Source organism: Pantoea sp. M_10 (genome assembly GCF_008631515.1).
Classification (GTDB): Bacteria; Pseudomonadota; Gammaproteobacteria; order Enterobacterales; family Enterobacteriaceae; genus Pantoea; species Pantoea anthophila.
Genome location: NZ_VWUL01000004.1, coordinates 427,455 through 442,172, shown reverse-complemented (window position 1 = coordinate 442,172; position 14,718 = coordinate 427,455). Strand labels below are relative to the sequence as shown.

Here is a 14,718-nt window from a genome sequence, read left to right as displayed (position 1 = left end):
GCTTTAAACACCCGCAGATAGCGTCACCTGTCCCTGCAGGGCCAGAGTCATTGTCAGCACCTCCCATCTGGCTGAACCAGCGCTCCTTAAACCACTCTTCCTCCAGCCGAGGGTGAACCCCTGCATACAGCCGGCTTTCGTCAGATGGCATTCAGAGGGGATGACAGCCTGCCACAGGCTTACAGGAGCGCCGGGCGTGGCTCAGTGAGAAGATGGGCGAGTTAACATGGCTGTTGCGTGAGCGAGAGGGGTGTTGCACATAAAGAGATCGATCAGGTAAAAGAGGCGGCAGGAGGATGAGTGAAGGGAGAAGCCCGGAGACGCGGCGAGCAGCGTCTCCGGGCTGACAACGTTATTTACTGACGGGTGAAGCAGTATTCTCAACTTCAATGTTTAATTTTTTGGTACGTCCCATAACCAGCACGGCGATGCCGCCTACACTGCACAGCACAGCCAGTGGCAGCATTGCCAGGGTGTGACTGCCGGTGGCCTGATTGATGATGCCGTAAACGTTAACCATCAATCCTCCGCCAATCAGGTTTGCCATCGCCCCGATAGCAGCCAGACCCGCCGCAGCCGTCGTGGATGACATCCAGCCCGAAGCCAGCGCCCAGAAAGGCCCTTTCATTGAGTAAGCACCAATCAGCACCAGCGACAGAATCACGACGCTGCCGGTCAGCGTGTTGGTCAGGAATGCAGAGAGCAGACCACCTGCGATTAAAAACAGCGTCAGCGCGGTGTGCCAGCGACGTTCGCCGCTGCGGTCAGAGCTTCTGCCCCAGACAATCATCAGAACAGAAGCCAGACCGTAAGGGATCGCATTTACTAAACCGGTCGTGAAGTTGTCCAGACCGAAAGATTTCAGCAACTGCGGAGACCAGACGCTCAGCGTTGAACCTGCCGCCGAGGCACCTGCATAAATCAGCGCCATCACCCAGATATGTTTATGGCGCAGCAGCTTCCACAGGGAGATGTGACCAATCGCTTTTTTCTTCGCGTTTTCCGCTTCCAGCGTGGTATTCAGCCAGGCTTTCTGCTCCTGATTCAGCCAGCCGGCATCAGAGGGGCGGTTGCTCAGCATGAAGAAAGCGGCCACACCCAGCACCACGGCCGGAATGCCTTCCAGGATGAACAGCCAGTGCCAGCCGCGCATGCCCAGCCAGCCATCGAGTGACAGAATCAGCCCTGAGATAGGTGAGCCGATAAAGTTCGCGGCAGGGATAGCCACCATGAAGGTCGCGATGACGCGTGCACGGTATTTGCCGGGGATCCAGTAGGTCAGATAAAGAATGACGCCCGGGAAAAATCCTGCCTCAGCGGCACCCAGTAAGAAGCGCAGAACATAGAGCGTATTGGCGCTTTCGACGAAGGCCGTACAGACCGAGATGATGCCCCAGGAGACCATGATGCGCGAAATCCAGATCTTTGCACCAATCTTCTGCATCGCAAGGTTGCTGGGAACTTCAAACAGGAAGTAACCAACGAAAAACAGGCTGCTCGCCAGGCCAAACACCGCTTTCGACAACCCCAGATCTTCGTTCATCTGCAACGAAGCCATGCCTATGTTGCCGCGGTCAATAATGGCAATCAGATAACAGACAATCAGAAATGGCAAAATGCGCCAGACCACCTTTTTTACGGTCTGCTGCTCGATATCGGCAGAGAAAGTCGTGATGTGCTGTTTTTCAGACATGATGATCCTCACATTTTTGTCATCGTTTTGCGCATGATACGCAAAACGCATTGTTGTACTCTGTAAAACATTAATGTACTCAGTAAAACCATTATCACGATAAAAAAGCGTCTCCGCCGGAAGATGTAATCAGGTTGTGTTATTTGTCACAAAAAAGTATTCAGCACATCTGGTTTATGTGACGAGCAAGTCGTTACCAGGATAAAGAGCGGACAGATTTTTTGCGGGGCTTATGCGACGGGAGAGAGTAATGAGATCAAAGGCCGTCATCCAGGGATAATTTTTGCTTTTATACCGCTTATTCTGGATGGATCCGCCTGGTTTCATGACCCCTCATTCAGGACGGCTCTGCTGACTGGTCTGCTAACGCTATCCGCTTCCTTTATCGTGCTTCAGCCCGCGCTGGGTTTTGGCTTCGCGGCGTCGCGAACGCCCCGTCCCTGGCGAGCCCGACGGCTTAGCCTTCTTACGCATATAGCGTATGGATGCGGACTCTCAATCACAACCTTGCTGACTTATTAGCGTCGGATGGAGGCTCTGCCTAAAACGCGCTGCATTTGATGCCACTGCATTCTCCTGACCGAAAACGGCGAGTGACTTTTTAAGATTGCTGAAGAACAGAGCGCCCATTCATTCAATGATTCTCAGGGGAGCGGGTTGCGGATATATAACCGGAAGTTAAAGATTCTTTATTACCATTCCAGACGCAGCCAGAATCATAATGGATGCGGCCAGTCGAAAAAGGCGTCGTTGCGCTTTTTCACTGGCGAGCAGATGGCGTATTCTGAGCGCGGCAAGAATAAAAACTGCGCCAACGCTTAAAAGGACCAATACGGTCACGGGCACCAGCATTCCTCCCCATATTTTTAATGACACATTATCCAGAGAAATGACAAGAGGCAGTATCGCCAGATAGAAAGCGATAGTTTTGGGATTCCCAAGCGTTATGGTCAGCCCTGAAAACCAGGCTGTTGCCAGTTCTTTGTTTTTCGTTTTCTGTGCAATATTTATCGCCTCCGGCTCGCTGCACCAGAACTGCCATGCGAGCAGACATAAATAGAGTGAAGCAGCATAGTTAATCAGGGTGAAGATAGTGTCATTTGTCTGCCCAATCACCCCCAGACCGAATATCGCCAGTGTTAAATAGATCAAATCCCCCAGAATAAGTCCTGCCAGCATAGCAAAACCGGAAACCGCACCCCCACAGAAACTACGTGCAACCAACGCCGTCATTCCGGGGCCGGGGATGGCAGCAGCCAGACCGAGAGCTGCAACATAAGAAATTACCTGAGCGATTCCAGACATCGTCATTCCTGTTTTAATAAAAGAGAGAGGGACGGCGGATTAAAAGCGCCGCTAATTCATGTAGCAATAATCTTTAATGTTTTGGACACCACCAGAACGCTTCAGAGAAAAATAACGGAGCCAGGGAAATTAAAACTCTGACACCCGCTTTTAAATTGCATAACGTAAAGCAGACTCTTATGCAGGTCATAATGAGAAGAGTCAGGTTTAAAACCCTCTTTTTTTGCCTTGAGCCAGAAAATAAATTCAGGTGATTGAGAAAGAGAAGAGTATGCATGACCTCTGAACAGGATCTTATCCTGCCTTATCTCTCCTGAACGGTGAATCAATTATGCCGTAAACAAAGAGGAAAGAGTCACCTATCTCATTTACCCGGCGCAGGTTTTCAGGTAGAAATAACCACTTATTGATTACATTAAGAAAGGAATTTCCCTAAATGGCACTCAGCCCGACAGATGTGAAGATTCTGGAAGTTCTGCAGAACGATGCGCGCGTCACCAATCAGGAACTGGCGGAGAAGATCAACGTTTCAGCTTCTCCGTGCTGGCGCAAAGTGCGCAGGCTTGAAGAAGATGAAGTGATCAAGGGTTACCGCGCTGTTCTGGATCGCAAAAAGATTGGTCTGGGCGTGATGGTTTTCATTCGGGTAGTCATTGACAGCCACAGTGAAGCGCAGGCCAGAAAGTTTGAAGAGGAAGTCACGGCGCTTGAGGACGTTGTGGCCTGTTATAGCATCGGTGGGGATGCCGACTTCCTTCTGCAGGTTGTCGCATCGGATCTGGATTCCTATGCCGATTTTGCCATGTCAGTAGTGCGCAGATTGCCGGGAATCAAAGAGATGCAGAGTATGTTTGTCCTTAAAGAGATCAAACCACTCGTTACTTATCCTGTAAATAAAGCGTTTGTGCAAGGATGACTACGATAGCACCTTAGCAAAGCACACCGCCTCTTCCCGGTTTATGTAGGGCCCATAATTTGCGATGCGGTTATATCCGCTGTTCTGATAAAAACGGACAGCCTTATGGTTCACAGCACGGGTTTCGAGCCAGATTTCCGTGTATCCCCTTCCCAGCGCCGACTCTTCGAGGAAAGTCAGTAATGCCCTCCCGATCCCGGCGTCACTGCGGTCTGAATACATTCTCTTCAGTTCGGCAACCGTCTCTGTAAGCGGTCGGATAGCGCCGCAGCCTACAGCCACACCCTGATGATTTCTTGCCACCACCCAGAGCGCCCTATCCTCATCCATAGCAGCCATTGCAAAGTGTCGCCTGCCATCATCGCCGGTTATCGCCGCGAGCTCGGCTGAAAGCGCATTTATCAGCCGTTGCGACTCCGGGGCGCAGGGATCGGCTTTTTCTACCCTAATCATGCCAGCCTCCGTTTTTCTTTTAACCGTCAGAATAAAACGAAATCCGGTCAGCGACATCCCCCCTGGCACTCATGCACCGGATAAATAAGACTGGCCCCGTCTCACAATGCCCGGATGAGGGCTCGTCGCGCATTCACGGCTAAGCCTCTACTTCGCATCTATAATTCAGTGATTCATCACCCTGCGCCCTTTTTAATCGTGGCAGCGAGAGGTCGCGGTTCCGCCTCACGCAGAGTCTGGTGGCAAAAAAACAGCTGAGTGCCCCAGCCTCTTACGGCGCAGCTCCCGCTGAGTGACGCACAGAACAGAACGGCCGGTCACAACATAATTTGACTCTTTACTGAATAAGGAAGCCTCATGAATCTATCTCTCAAAAATCAGGTTGCGCTGGTGACCGGTGCCAGTTCAGGCCTCGGCTATGCCTGTGCAGAAGCCCTCGCAAAGGAAGAGGCCGCTGTGGTCATTAACTATCACAGTCAGGCCGAGCCTGCCGAAGAGCTGGCAGAAAAAATACGGGCCGGTGGCGGTCGTGCCATCGCAGTGAAAGGCGACGTGTCGAAAGAGGCGGATGTCGACAATCTCTTTGCGCAGACCCTTGCTGAGTTTGGCAGACTGGACATTCTGGTGGCTAACTCAGGCCTGCAGAAAGATGCCCCCTCAATCGATATGACACTGGAGGAGTGGAATACCGTTCTGGATGTAAACCTGACCGGGCAGTTTTTATGTGCGCGGGCTGCGCTGCGCCAGTTCCGCGATCAGGGACACAGTCCGGAGATCAGCAGAGCGGCAGGGAAGATTATTCATATGAGTTCGGTTCATCAGCTCATTCCCTGGGCCGGACACGTTAACTATGCCGCCTCCAAAGGCGGCGTAGACCTGCTGATGAAGACGCTGGCGCAGGAGGTGGGTGAGGCGCGTATCCGCGTTAACTCGGTTGCGCCTGGCGCTATCGCGACCGCCATTAATGAGGAGACCACCCAGGGTGAGGCGGGCAAAGCATTGTTAAAACTGATCCCCTATGGCCGCATCGGTGCGGCTGAAGATGTGGCGAATGCGGTAGTCTGGCTTGCCAGCGATCTTTCCGATTACGTTCATGGCACGACGCTCTTTATAGATGGTGGCATGAGTCTTTATCCCGGATTCCGCGACAACGGCTGATTCCTCTGCCTCGCGCAGAGGATCAGGGCGGCAGGTCTTATCCGCCCCCTGGCAGTGACCGGCGCCCGAAGCAGTGCATTCTCCGGGCGTTTGTCTCTGCTGTGGCTGCCGCTCAGCAGGTGATCCGCCCGCCGCGCCATGCGACAATCACGCCTTACACGGTTTTGTTCTGAGGTTTCCGACATGACGTCCTTTTATCAATTTACGGCCCCGCTTCTGAACGGTCAGACGGCCTCCATGGCAGACTACGCAGGCAGGACGGTACTGGTGGTCAACACCGCCAGCCGCTGTGGGTTCACACCGCAGTATGCTGGCCTGGAAACCCTTTATCGCAGATATGCCGATCAGGGACTGGTGATACTGGGTTTCCCCTGCAATCAGTTCGGCAGGCAGGAGCCCGGTAGTGCTGACGATATCGCACAGACCTGCCACATCAATTACGGCGTAAGTTTCCCGATGTTCGGCAAAGTGGAGGTCAACGGGGCCGCGGCACACCCGCTGTTTCGTTACCTGAAAGAGGCGTTACCCGGCATTCCGGGTGGCCGAATCAAGTGGAACTTCACGAAATTCCTGATTGGACCCGACGGCACACCGCTAAAGCGATTTGCCCCCATCACCGCCCCGGAGAAGATGGAGTCGGCCATTGTCGCTGCGTTGCCAGCGCGATGAGCGCGCCTTCTGAAAATTGAAGCCTGCCGACAGGCTTCTGCCCTGTTCTGAAGCGCAGCGATATCAAGCGCGCTACTGTCTGATAATGGTCTGAATAATCCACTCACGGAATATTTGCATCGACGGCGTCATTTTCCGGGCTCTTTGCCAGGTCAGCCAGTATCCGTCATTGCCGGAATAAATATCAAAAGGCCTGACGAGCAGCCCGCCTTTTATTTCCGGTTCAAACATAATTTCCGGTGCCAGCGCAACGCCCCCGGTAATCAATACGGCATCAATAATCAGACGCGATGAATCCAGAACAGGCCCGTTAATTCTGAAGGGGGGAATACCCGCCGCAGCAAACCAGTTCTCCCACTCTTCATGACGATAAGAGCGCAATAAATTTTCGCCCGTAATATCCTCAGGCCGGTTAAGTCTTTTCGCCGTATCTGGCCGGCATAATAGCGTCAGCGGAGCGTCAAAGAGCAGTTGATTATGTGATGCCGACCAGTTGCCAGAACCATATCTTATAGCAAAATCGACACCTTCTCCGGCGATGCTCACCACATTGTTATTGGTCTGAATACTCAGTTCGATAGCGGGATGGCGTTGCCGGAAATCGTCAATTTTCGGCAGAAGCCAGCCCAGCGCAAAGGTGCCGACACAGGAGAGCGTGAGCGCCTCCCTGACTTCTCCCCCTTCAAACTGACGATAGGCTTTCTCAATCCGATGAAAGGCATCAGAAATCTCAGAAAAGAGCAGTCGCGCCTCATCGGTCATTTCAAGACCACGCGAAAGCCTTCTGAATAATGTGGTTTCTAACCGCTCTTCAAGCAATCTGACCTGCTGGCTGACCGCCGCCTGCGAAACGAACAGTTCCATGCCTGCCCGGGTAAAGTTGAGATGGCGGGCAGAGGCTTCAAATGCACGCAGAGCGTTAAGCGGAATATCCCCTTTCACTATAGCCCCCAGAAAAAGTTATGACTGGCATCAATTTATACCGTTTTGACTCGCCGGAAAACTGATTTATTTTGGAGCCCGTAATTAAGGGGAACGATATTCAGTCACGGCCTTGTGACAATTCAGATTTAATTAATTTTTGTATAGGGAACGTTTAATAATGAATAAATTCAAAAATCGCCTGGCCGGAATAGTGTTATTCGCCGCAGCGGGATGTTCAGCGTCAGCACATGCGGCTTTCGATCAGCAATCCCTGAACAATCAGTTTGAGAAACTTGAACGTCAATCCGGAGGCCGGCTCGGCCTGGCCGTCATTGATACGTCTGATAGTGCGCAATATTCCTGGCGCGGCAACGAAAGATTTCCACTGTGCAGTACCAGTAAGGTGATGGCCGTTGCTGCGATATTAAAAAAGAGCGAAGGGTTAAAAAAAAATAAAAATGCTGATACTTTACTTAATAAGAAAATTCATATAAGTCAGCACGATATGGTGAATTACAATCCTGTCACCATGAAGCATATCGGTTCGGCAATGAGCCTCGCGGAGCTGAGCGCGGCGGCCCTGCAATACAGCGATAACGCGGCGATGAACAAGCTGCTGGCGTATCTGGGCGGCCCGCAGCATGCCACGCAGTTTGCGCGAACCCTTGGTGATACGACGTTCCGGCTGGACAGAAACGAGCCAGGCCTCAACACCGCGATTCCGGGTGATCCTCGCGATACCACTACCCCTTCAGCGATGGCAGCGAGTCTTAACAAACTTGTTTTAGGTTCTGCGCTTAAAGACGATCAGAAAGCCACACTGACAGCCTGGATGAAGGGCAATACCACGGGGGCAGCCAGTATTAAAGCGGGCCTTCCGGCAGACTGGATAGTGGCCGATAAAACCGGCAGTGGCGACTACGGCACCACCAATGACATCGCCGTTATCTGGCCGAAAAATCACGCCCCCCTCGTCCTGACCACCTACTTTACGCAGCACGATAAAAGCGCCGCCGCGCGTAAAGATGTGCTCACCAGCGCAGCCAGAGTGATTGCGGACGCTGTCCAGCAATAAAGACGGACAGGTTCAGAGCTGTTCTGTGAGCAAAACCGGCCCTGGCCGGCCGGTTTACCGGTTTCAGCACATGGCCGTCAGGCCGTCATGCCACCATCAATCACCAGTTCGCTGCCGCAGATGTAACGGCTTTCGTCCGAGACCAGGAACAGGGCCGCTGCAGCCACTTCATCCGGATCGCCCAGCCGCCCTGCCGGTATTCGCGCGCTCAGTGCCTGCCTTAGTTCATCGCTGGCCTGGTCGAACATCGGCGTATCCGTCGGGCCCGGACTGAGTGTGTTGACCCTGATACCGCGCGGTGCCAGTTCGCTGTTCCAGGTACGGGCATAAGCGCGAACAGCGGCCTTGCTGGCAGAATAGGTTCCATAACCCGGATTGGCGATTCCCCCCGCGATGGAACCGATCAGCAGAATGGCCCCTCCCTCCTCCATGAGCCTGACAGCATGCTGTACCGTCAGCACCATGGCACGAACGTTCAGACCAAAAATAAGGTCAATATGTTCTGCTGAGGTCTCATCCAGGTTTGCCGGTACAGCCACACCTGAAGCATTAACCAGGATATCGAGGCGACCGGCTCTGGCCTGAATCGTCCCGAACAAACGTGCGAGATCGCTGGCATCCGTCAGGTCACCCGCTATCGCTTCAGCCTGACCGCCGGTTAGCGTAACCGCCTCTGCCAGCTGAGCTTCGCGTCGGGCGGTTATAAAAACCCGTGCGCCTTCCTGCACAAAACGGCGAGCGATGGCAAGACCGATACCGCTGCTGCCACCGGTCACCAGAACCACTTTTCCACTCAGTTTCATCATTGCCACTCCGTAAAGAGGTTGAACGATGGATGATACATTTCGTATATTTAGTGTCAATTACGCACCTGATGTACACCAGATATCCTTGAGGAAACCGCATGGCCACCGATATCACCGCTCTGCTGGCAGAGATCAACAGTACCCGCCCGATCCTGGAACAGGTTGCCAACAAATGGTCGGTGTTAATCCTGACCGTGTTGTGCTCACAGCCGTCGCGATTTAATGCCATTAAGCGCAGGCTCGATCCCATTACCCACAAATCACTGACTGAGGCATTACGCCGTCTGGAGCGAAACGGACTCATAAGCCGGCACGTGATCGCCTCCTCACCTGTCGCGGTGGAGTATGCGATCACGCCTCTGGGCAGAACCCTGCAGGACCCGTTTGTCGCGCTGGTCAACTGGGCGAAGCAACATGGCGAAACCATGCAGCAGGCTCAGGAGGAGTATGATGAGCGTGAGCCGGGACAGCAGACGTGATCTTCAAGTGCGGGAGACAGGAGTGAGATGGCGCTAAGCGCAGCGGCCGACAGGATTTGTACAGCCAGTGATCACAGGGCTGCCTGCTCAAAAAACTGATAGGAGCTATCGCGGCGGGCTTTAGCCTGATACATCGCTTTGTCGGCGCGCTCGAACAGCATTTTCGCCGTTGCCGTTCCGAAGCGGGCCAGGCTGATGCCAATCGCTGCACCGATGCGCACGTCCATGTTATCGATGACGAAGGGGGCCTCAAGGCTGTCAATAATGCGCAGGGCGATGGCCGATGCCACCCCGCGATGACTGCACTTTGCGGCCACAATAAACTCATCGCCGCCCATCCGGGCCACCGAGTCGCCCGGGCGCATGCAGCGCTGCAGCCGTTCACCGACCTGCTGCAGTAAGGCATCCCCTGTCGCATGGCCCATGAGATCATTCACTGCCTTGAATCCATTGAGATCGATAAACATCACGGTGGTGAAAGCCGGATCCTCTGTCTCCGCCAGCATTCGGCCAATCTGCTCGTTAATCCAGGCGCGATTAGGCAGCCCGGTCAGCGGGTCGCGGGTCGCCAGCTCTTCGAGATTGCGCATCCTTTCCTTGTCACGCGTGATGTCACGCGAAACCAGCACGGCACCGATATTTTTGCCTGAAGAGGGATTGCTGACGCCACAGGCTTTAGTGCCCAGCGTGAGGTAGTGGCCGTCACGATGCCGTTTACGTACTTCAACCACATCCGGCAGCATTCCGCCGCTGAAGATATGTGCCAGCGCTGCCGAGGCAGATTCGCGATCGTCAGGATGCAGGAAATCGACCACCAACTGACCAACCACCTCTTCAGGTCTCCAGCCTATCATTTCGCTGTAGGAGGGCGAGATCGAGACGTATCTGCCATTCGCATCACAATGGGCAATCAGATCGGTACTGTTCTCGATCAGCAGGCGATATTCCGCCGCCGTGCGCACCGCATCCTCCAGCGCTTTACGCTGCGCAGTCACATCCAGTATGAAGCCGTTGTACTTCTGGTGGGAGGTGCCAGGCAGACTGTCCGGCAGGCCGGAAACCACGACGCGGCGTGTTTCACCGTCCAGACAGTGGATAGGCACTTCAAAGTAGAAAGGGGTCAGATATTCCAGCGCCGCGGTCAGCTGCAGCGCGATCTTTGCATCATCGTCAGCCTGCGCCAGTTCCAGCCAGGAACTCAGCGTCACCCCCTTCAGAGCAGGCATCAGGCCAGCCGGTGTTTCCTGACTGGCAACGCAGATACCCTGAGCGTCTGTAGACCAGACGGCAGTGAAAGAGGGTTTAATCATTAAGTTCATGGCGGCCGACTCCGATGTTGCTGACGATACTAAACAAGCTCAATACTCGTCGCTACAGACCTGATTATAACCGTAAATGTCCGTCTGACGCGGCAGGAGGCGACAGTCACTGGGTGAGCCTGAGGCGAAACCGGCCATCGCGCATGGCGGGCGCCCGGACCTGGCTGGCCGTTGTTTCTGAGGCCGCGATCCTTACAGGGATGTGCGCAGAACGTTTATGACAGGGTGCAGTCTCTGAGGTATCAGCTCCTGTTTATCGGCTCATCAGGCCGGAATCTTTAGCCCTGTCGCGTTAACTGCCCCACTTTCCGGCGCTTCATCTTTCCTTAAGAATACTCTTATAACATCCCTGCTCTGTTAGCTCATATTGGGCTTTTTCCGGAGCGTGACCCTATGCAAAATAACAACACAGCATCGCTTTCTCTGAGTAAAGTGCCTGCCGTAACCGCGGCATTCTGGTTAACCAAAATCGCGGCGACAACCCTGGGTGAAACCGGCGGCGATGCGGTAACCATGTCAATGAATCTGGGATATCTGACAGGAACGCTGATTTTCGCCATTATCTTTCTTGTCGCGGTGGTGGTGCAGATTAACCGTCCCGGTTTCAATAAATGGATTTACTGGTTTACCGTGGTGGCGACCACCACGGTGGGCACCACGCTGGCAGATTTTGCCGACCGCTCCCTGAATATTGGCTATCCGGGTGGCACTCTGCTGCTGATCACGCTGCTGACCCTCTCTCTGTTTCTCTGGAAAATAACCTGCGGCACGGTGGCGGTCAGTTCGGTGAACAATGGCGTCACTGAGACCTTCTACTGGGTGACCATCATGTTTTCCCAGACGCTGGGCACGGCATTAGGTGACTGGGCGGCAGACAGTGAAGGGCTGGGTTACGATGGCGGTATTCTGCTGTTTGCAGGTGCGCTGGCGCTTATCTGGGCGGCGAGTCGCTTTACCTCGCTTTCGCGCACTGCGCTATTCTGGGCGGCCTTTATCCTCACGCGGCCTCTGGGTGCAGTGGTGGGCGATTTTCTGGATAAACCGCTTGCCTCGGGCGGGCTCGCGTTGAGTCGCTACGGTGCCTCGCTGACGCTGGGCCTGATCATCATCGCGCTGCTGGTGCTGCTGCCCCAGCGCCCGGCCGCGAAAACCGCCACCGCGCATTAACCGCGCGAACGGGAAAACGGGCACACGCCAGCTTCAGTCCTTATCAGAGCCGCCTGCACCGGCGGCTTTTCTGGATTTGCCGTTAACAGGTGTACCTGCTCTGGCTACAGAATATGCCGGCTGGCTACTCAAGCCGGCTGGCGATGAGGCGCAGTTGTTCTGCTATCTGCTTTAAATCCCGCTGCTGCTGTCCGGCCATACCGGTCGAACTGCGCACCACCAGTTTAGCCGGCAGAATCGAGGAAGAACGCTGCTCATCCTGTTCGCTGGCCAGCAACAGCCTTGCAACCGCCTCTTTGCCCTGCAAATCGAGGTCCAGCGACACCGTAGTCAGCGCCGGATGAAAAAACGCACTTTCATAGGTGTCGTCATAACCAATCACAGAGATCTGGCCCGGCACCGCCACGCCGCGCTGATGCAGCGCGCTCAGCACACCCAGCGCCATCTGATCGTTGCCCACCAGCAGTGCGCTGAATCCGGGCGCTTCCCGCAGCAGCTGCAGTACACCGTTGTAACCACTCTGTGCGTCCCAGTTACCGTGGCTGATGCTGACGGGCTTCAGACGGTAACTCTCCAGCGTATCCAGCCAGCTTTTCAGACGCAGATTTGCTGAAACCGACTGCTCGGGTCCGGCCAGCAGGGCGAACTCGCGATGGCCCTGCTCATAGAGATATTTAACACTGGCACGGGTGCCGTCAGCCGGGTTAAACGAAACGTTAAACACCGCGCTGTAAGGATCGACATCCAGAAACAGACAAAGGATATCGTCATTCTCCTGCACGATTTGCTCAGCATCGTGGCTCTCCAGCGGGACGTTGATGATCACCTTGTCCACCCGCTGAGACTTCAGCTCATTGATGCAATCCTGGAGGCTTTGATTGACGTTCTCATCAATCATGGCAATCAGCACCTGGTAGTCAGCAGCATTAGCATAACGTTTAACCGCAGCGGCCACCTGCGAGGGGGCATGCAACGCCAGCGAGGTGGTCACCAGACCCAGCGTGGTGCTCTGCTTACCCACCAGTTGCTGTGCCAGCCTGTTAGGTACATAGCGCAGGGTTTCAATAGCGTGTTCCACCTTGCGCCGCGTTGATTCCGAAACGTTTGCCGACTTATTCAAAACCCGCGAAACCGTCTGATACGAGACGCCAGCGTGGCGGGCGACATCCTCTAAGGTGGCATTTTTTGATTTCATAATTCGCATCCCTGATGACCAATGGCGGAATGGTATCACAGCCGTGATGTCAGCCAGCCCACCGCTGTCACATTGCATGAATAAAAAGCAAAAGTAATACCTTCACATATTGAGATTTGGTGATCTGATTCACTAATCGTTACAAATAGCGCCGCTTTATTTGCAGTACCTCACACATTATCGCGATTTTATTTGTCACTCATCTGACAAAAAGCGTTTACTGCCGCTGTCATGTGAACGTATTACAAATAAAACTGAGGATAACATGGAAACAAGGTTACGTACTGCTGCCGTGGCGCTTGCTGCGGCCCTGACTTCCCCGACGCTCTATGCCGCTATCGATAACATTGATTTCCATGGCTATCTCCGTGGTGGGGTGGGCGTATCGCAGGATGGCGGTATTGAAGAGTATCAAAAGAACAAAGTCGGCCGTCTCGGCAACGAAGCGGATACTTACGGCGAGGTCGAACTGGGCAGTGAGGTTTACAAGAAGGATGATGTCAGTTTTTATGTCGACACCATGGTCAGTATGTTCTCCGACGGCTCAAATGATAACGAAACCACCTTCGGTGACGATGCTCAGTTTGGCCTGCGCCAGCTTAATCTGCAGATCAAAGGACTGGTGCCGGGTGACAAAGATGCCGTGATCTGGGGCGGTAAACGCTACTATCAGCGTCATGACCTGCACATTATTGATACAAAGTACTGGAATATCTCTGGTTCGGGTGCCGGTATCGAAAACTACACGCTGGGTCCGGGTGCTGTCTCTTTTGCCTGGATTCGCGGCGATGCCAATGATGTGGATTACCGCGTCGATGGCGACAACGACGTCAACATTAACTACCTGGATCTGCGCTATGCCGGCTGGAAACCCTGGAGTGGAGCCTGGACCGAGTTTGGTATTGATTACGCCATGCCAAACACCACCAACAAACAGAAGGAATATGGGGGTCTCTATGACGCGGATAATGGCGTCATGCTCACCAGTGAAATCAGCCAGGACATGTGGGGCGGCTACCAGAAACTGGTGTTCCAGTACGCCAATAAAGGTCTGGCGCAGAACATGATTTCGCAGGGCGGCGGCTGGTATGACATGTATAACGATACCCGCAACGCCAGCGGCTACCGCGTGATCAATACCGGTCTGCTGCCGGTCACCGACAAATTTTCCCTGAACCAGGTCTTTACCTGGGGATCAGCAGACGATATCACCGCCCAGACGAGTAAAACTACCCTGCTGTCGCTGGTGGGTCGCGGTCAGTATCAGTTTACGCAATATGTCCGCGGCATCGGCGAAGTGGGTAGCTTCTGGCAGAAAGATGAAAACAAAGTGGGCAGCGACTACAAAGCAGCAGGACAGAAATATACGCTGGCACTGGGTCTGGCAGCCGGTCCCGAATTTATGTCTCGTCCGGAACTGCGCCTGTTTGCCTCTTATCTGAATGACTTAGAAGATGGACACAGCTTTAAAGACAACACCAGTAATAACACCTGGAACTTCGGCGTACAGGTCGAAGCCTGGTGGTAACTGCGCCATCGTCTCCCTGGAGTCATTGTTA

Annotated in this window: 15 protein-coding genes; 8 read left to right on the top strand and 7 right to left on the bottom strand. The window is 53.9% G+C overall.

Features of this window, described 5'->3' with window-relative positions; all coding sequences use genetic code 11:
- Positions 1-352: 352 nt before the first annotated feature.
- Positions 353-1,693 (bottom strand): MFS transporter, encoded by a 1,341-nt coding sequence (locus F3I47_RS14585; RefSeq protein ID WP_150029282.1) that lies wholly within the window; start codon positions 1,691-1,693, stop codon positions 353-355.
- A 141-nt stretch (positions 1,694-1,834) separates the two neighbouring features.
- On the opposite strand from F3I47_RS14585, the gene F3I47_RS22745 reads away from it, so the two are divergent.
- Positions 1,835-2,215 (top strand): DUF2938 family protein, encoded by a 381-nt coding sequence (locus F3I47_RS22745; RefSeq protein WP_150029309.1) that lies wholly within the window; start codon positions 1,835-1,837, stop codon positions 2,213-2,215.
- A 156-nt stretch (positions 2,216-2,371) separates the two neighbouring features.
- Here the strand turns inward: F3I47_RS22745 and F3I47_RS14575 are convergent, their stop codons facing one another.
- Positions 2,372-2,998, bottom strand: a complete 627-nt coding sequence (locus tag F3I47_RS14575; RefSeq protein WP_150029281.1) for a LysE family translocator — start codon at positions 2,996-2,998, stop codon at positions 2,372-2,374.
- A gap of 436 nt (positions 2,999-3,434) precedes the next feature.
- Between F3I47_RS14575 and F3I47_RS14570 the strand changes: the two genes are divergently transcribed.
- On the top strand, positions 3,435-3,914 hold the full coding sequence (locus tag F3I47_RS14570; protein WP_150029280.1) for an Lrp/AsnC family transcriptional regulator: 480 nt from the start codon (positions 3,435-3,437) through the stop codon (positions 3,912-3,914).
- Here the strand turns inward: F3I47_RS14570 and F3I47_RS14565 are convergent, their stop codons facing one another.
- Positions 3,915-4,367 (bottom strand): GNAT family N-acetyltransferase, encoded by a 453-nt coding sequence (locus F3I47_RS14565; RefSeq protein WP_190311331.1) that lies wholly within the window; start codon positions 4,365-4,367, stop codon positions 3,915-3,917. It lies immediately after the preceding gene.
- A gap of 357 nt (positions 4,368-4,724) precedes the next feature.
- On the opposite strand from F3I47_RS14565, the gene F3I47_RS14560 reads away from it, so the two are divergent.
- Positions 4,725-5,525, top strand: a complete 801-nt coding sequence (locus F3I47_RS14560) for an SDR family oxidoreductase (protein ID WP_058957222.1) — start codon at positions 4,725-4,727, stop codon at positions 5,523-5,525.
- A 183-nt stretch (positions 5,526-5,708) separates the two neighbouring features.
- The gene (locus F3I47_RS14555) at positions 5,709-6,194 is read left to right on the top strand and encodes a glutathione peroxidase (protein ID WP_150029278.1); all 486 of its coding nucleotides are present in this window, start codon (positions 5,709-5,711) and stop codon (positions 6,192-6,194) included.
- 72 nt (positions 6,195-6,266) lie between these two features.
- Here the strand turns inward: F3I47_RS14555 and F3I47_RS14550 are convergent, their stop codons facing one another.
- Positions 6,267-7,136: a LysR substrate-binding domain-containing protein gene (locus F3I47_RS14550; RefSeq protein ID WP_150029277.1), complete on the bottom strand. Its 870-nt coding sequence runs from the start codon at positions 7,134-7,136 to the stop codon at positions 6,267-6,269.
- Positions 7,137-7,296: 160 nt separating this feature from the next.
- On the opposite strand from F3I47_RS14550, the gene bla reads away from it, so the two are divergent.
- A complete protein-coding gene (gene bla, locus F3I47_RS14545; protein WP_150041109.1) occupies positions 7,297-8,193 on the top strand; it encodes a class A beta-lactamase in 897 nt (298 codons plus the stop codon).
- 77 nt (positions 8,194-8,270) lie between these two features.
- Here bla and F3I47_RS14540 read toward each other — a convergent pair whose 3' ends face one another.
- Positions 8,271-8,999 (bottom strand): SDR family NAD(P)-dependent oxidoreductase, encoded by a 729-nt coding sequence (locus F3I47_RS14540; protein ID WP_150029274.1) that lies wholly within the window; start codon positions 8,997-8,999, stop codon positions 8,271-8,273.
- Between the two features lie 98 nt (positions 9,000-9,097).
- On the opposite strand from F3I47_RS14540, the gene F3I47_RS14535 reads away from it, so the two are divergent.
- Entirely contained in the window at positions 9,098-9,478 is a 381-nt protein-coding gene (locus F3I47_RS14535) for a helix-turn-helix domain-containing protein (protein ID WP_140029264.1), read from the top strand.
- A gap of 71 nt (positions 9,479-9,549) precedes the next feature.
- Here the strand turns inward: F3I47_RS14535 and F3I47_RS14530 are convergent, their stop codons facing one another.
- Positions 9,550-10,797 (bottom strand): sensor domain-containing diguanylate cyclase, encoded by a 1,248-nt coding sequence (locus F3I47_RS14530; RefSeq protein WP_150029273.1) that lies wholly within the window; start codon positions 10,795-10,797, stop codon positions 9,550-9,552.
- A gap of 393 nt (positions 10,798-11,190) precedes the next feature.
- Between F3I47_RS14530 and F3I47_RS14525 the strand changes: the two genes are divergently transcribed.
- The gene (locus F3I47_RS14525; protein WP_140029265.1) at positions 11,191-11,964 is read left to right on the top strand and encodes a hypothetical protein; all 774 of its coding nucleotides are present in this window, start codon (positions 11,191-11,193) and stop codon (positions 11,962-11,964) included.
- 124 nt (positions 11,965-12,088) lie between these two features.
- Here F3I47_RS14525 and F3I47_RS14520 read toward each other — a convergent pair whose 3' ends face one another.
- Complete coding sequence (locus F3I47_RS14520; protein WP_046102866.1) at positions 12,089-13,159, bottom strand: LacI family DNA-binding transcriptional regulator; 1,071 nt, start codon at positions 13,157-13,159, stop codon at positions 12,089-12,091.
- Between the two features lie 265 nt (positions 13,160-13,424).
- On the opposite strand from F3I47_RS14520, the gene F3I47_RS14515 reads away from it, so the two are divergent.
- Positions 13,425-14,687 (top strand): maltoporin, encoded by a 1,263-nt coding sequence (locus F3I47_RS14515; RefSeq protein WP_150029271.1) that lies wholly within the window; start codon positions 13,425-13,427, stop codon positions 14,685-14,687.
- The last annotated feature ends 31 nt before the right edge of the window (positions 14,688-14,718 follow it).

Bases quoted from the DNA above. Each gene is read 5' to 3' on its own strand.
- F3I47_RS14585 (WP_150029282.1), bottom strand. From the start codon at position 1,693: ATGTCTGAAAAACAGCACATCACGACTTTCTCTGCCGATATCGAGCAG.
- F3I47_RS14575 (WP_150029281.1), bottom strand. From the start codon at position 2,998: ATGTCTGGAATCGCTCAGGTAATTTCTTATGTTGCAGCTCTCGGTCTG.
- F3I47_RS14570 (WP_150029280.1), top strand. From the start codon at position 3,435: ATGGCACTCAGCCCGACAGATGTGAAGATTCTGGAAGTTCTGCAGAAC.
- F3I47_RS14565 (WP_190311331.1), bottom strand. From the start codon at position 4,367: ATGATTAGGGTAGAAAAAGCCGATCCCTGCGCCCCGGAGTCGCAACGG.
- F3I47_RS14560 (WP_058957222.1), top strand. From the start codon at position 4,725: ATGAATCTATCTCTCAAAAATCAGGTTGCGCTGGTGACCGGTGCCAGT.
- F3I47_RS14555 (WP_150029278.1), top strand. From the start codon at position 5,709: ATGACGTCCTTTTATCAATTTACGGCCCCGCTTCTGAACGGTCAGACG.
- bla (WP_150041109.1), top strand. From the start codon at position 7,297: ATGAATAAATTCAAAAATCGCCTGGCCGGAATAGTGTTATTCGCCGCA.
- F3I47_RS14540 (WP_150029274.1), bottom strand. From the start codon at position 8,999: ATGATGAAACTGAGTGGAAAAGTGGTTCTGGTGACCGGTGGCAGCAGC.
- F3I47_RS14535 (WP_140029264.1), top strand. From the start codon at position 9,098: ATGGCCACCGATATCACCGCTCTGCTGGCAGAGATCAACAGTACCCGC.
- F3I47_RS14530 (WP_150029273.1), bottom strand. From the start codon at position 10,797: ATGAACTTAATGATTAAACCCTCTTTCACTGCCGTCTGGTCTACAGAC.
- F3I47_RS14525 (WP_140029265.1), top strand. From the start codon at position 11,191: ATGCAAAATAACAACACAGCATCGCTTTCTCTGAGTAAAGTGCCTGCC.
- F3I47_RS14520 (WP_046102866.1), bottom strand. From the start codon at position 13,159: ATGAAATCAAAAAATGCCACCTTAGAGGATGTCGCCCGCCACGCTGGC.
- F3I47_RS14515 (WP_150029271.1), top strand. From the start codon at position 13,425: ATGGAAACAAGGTTACGTACTGCTGCCGTGGCGCTTGCTGCGGCCCTG.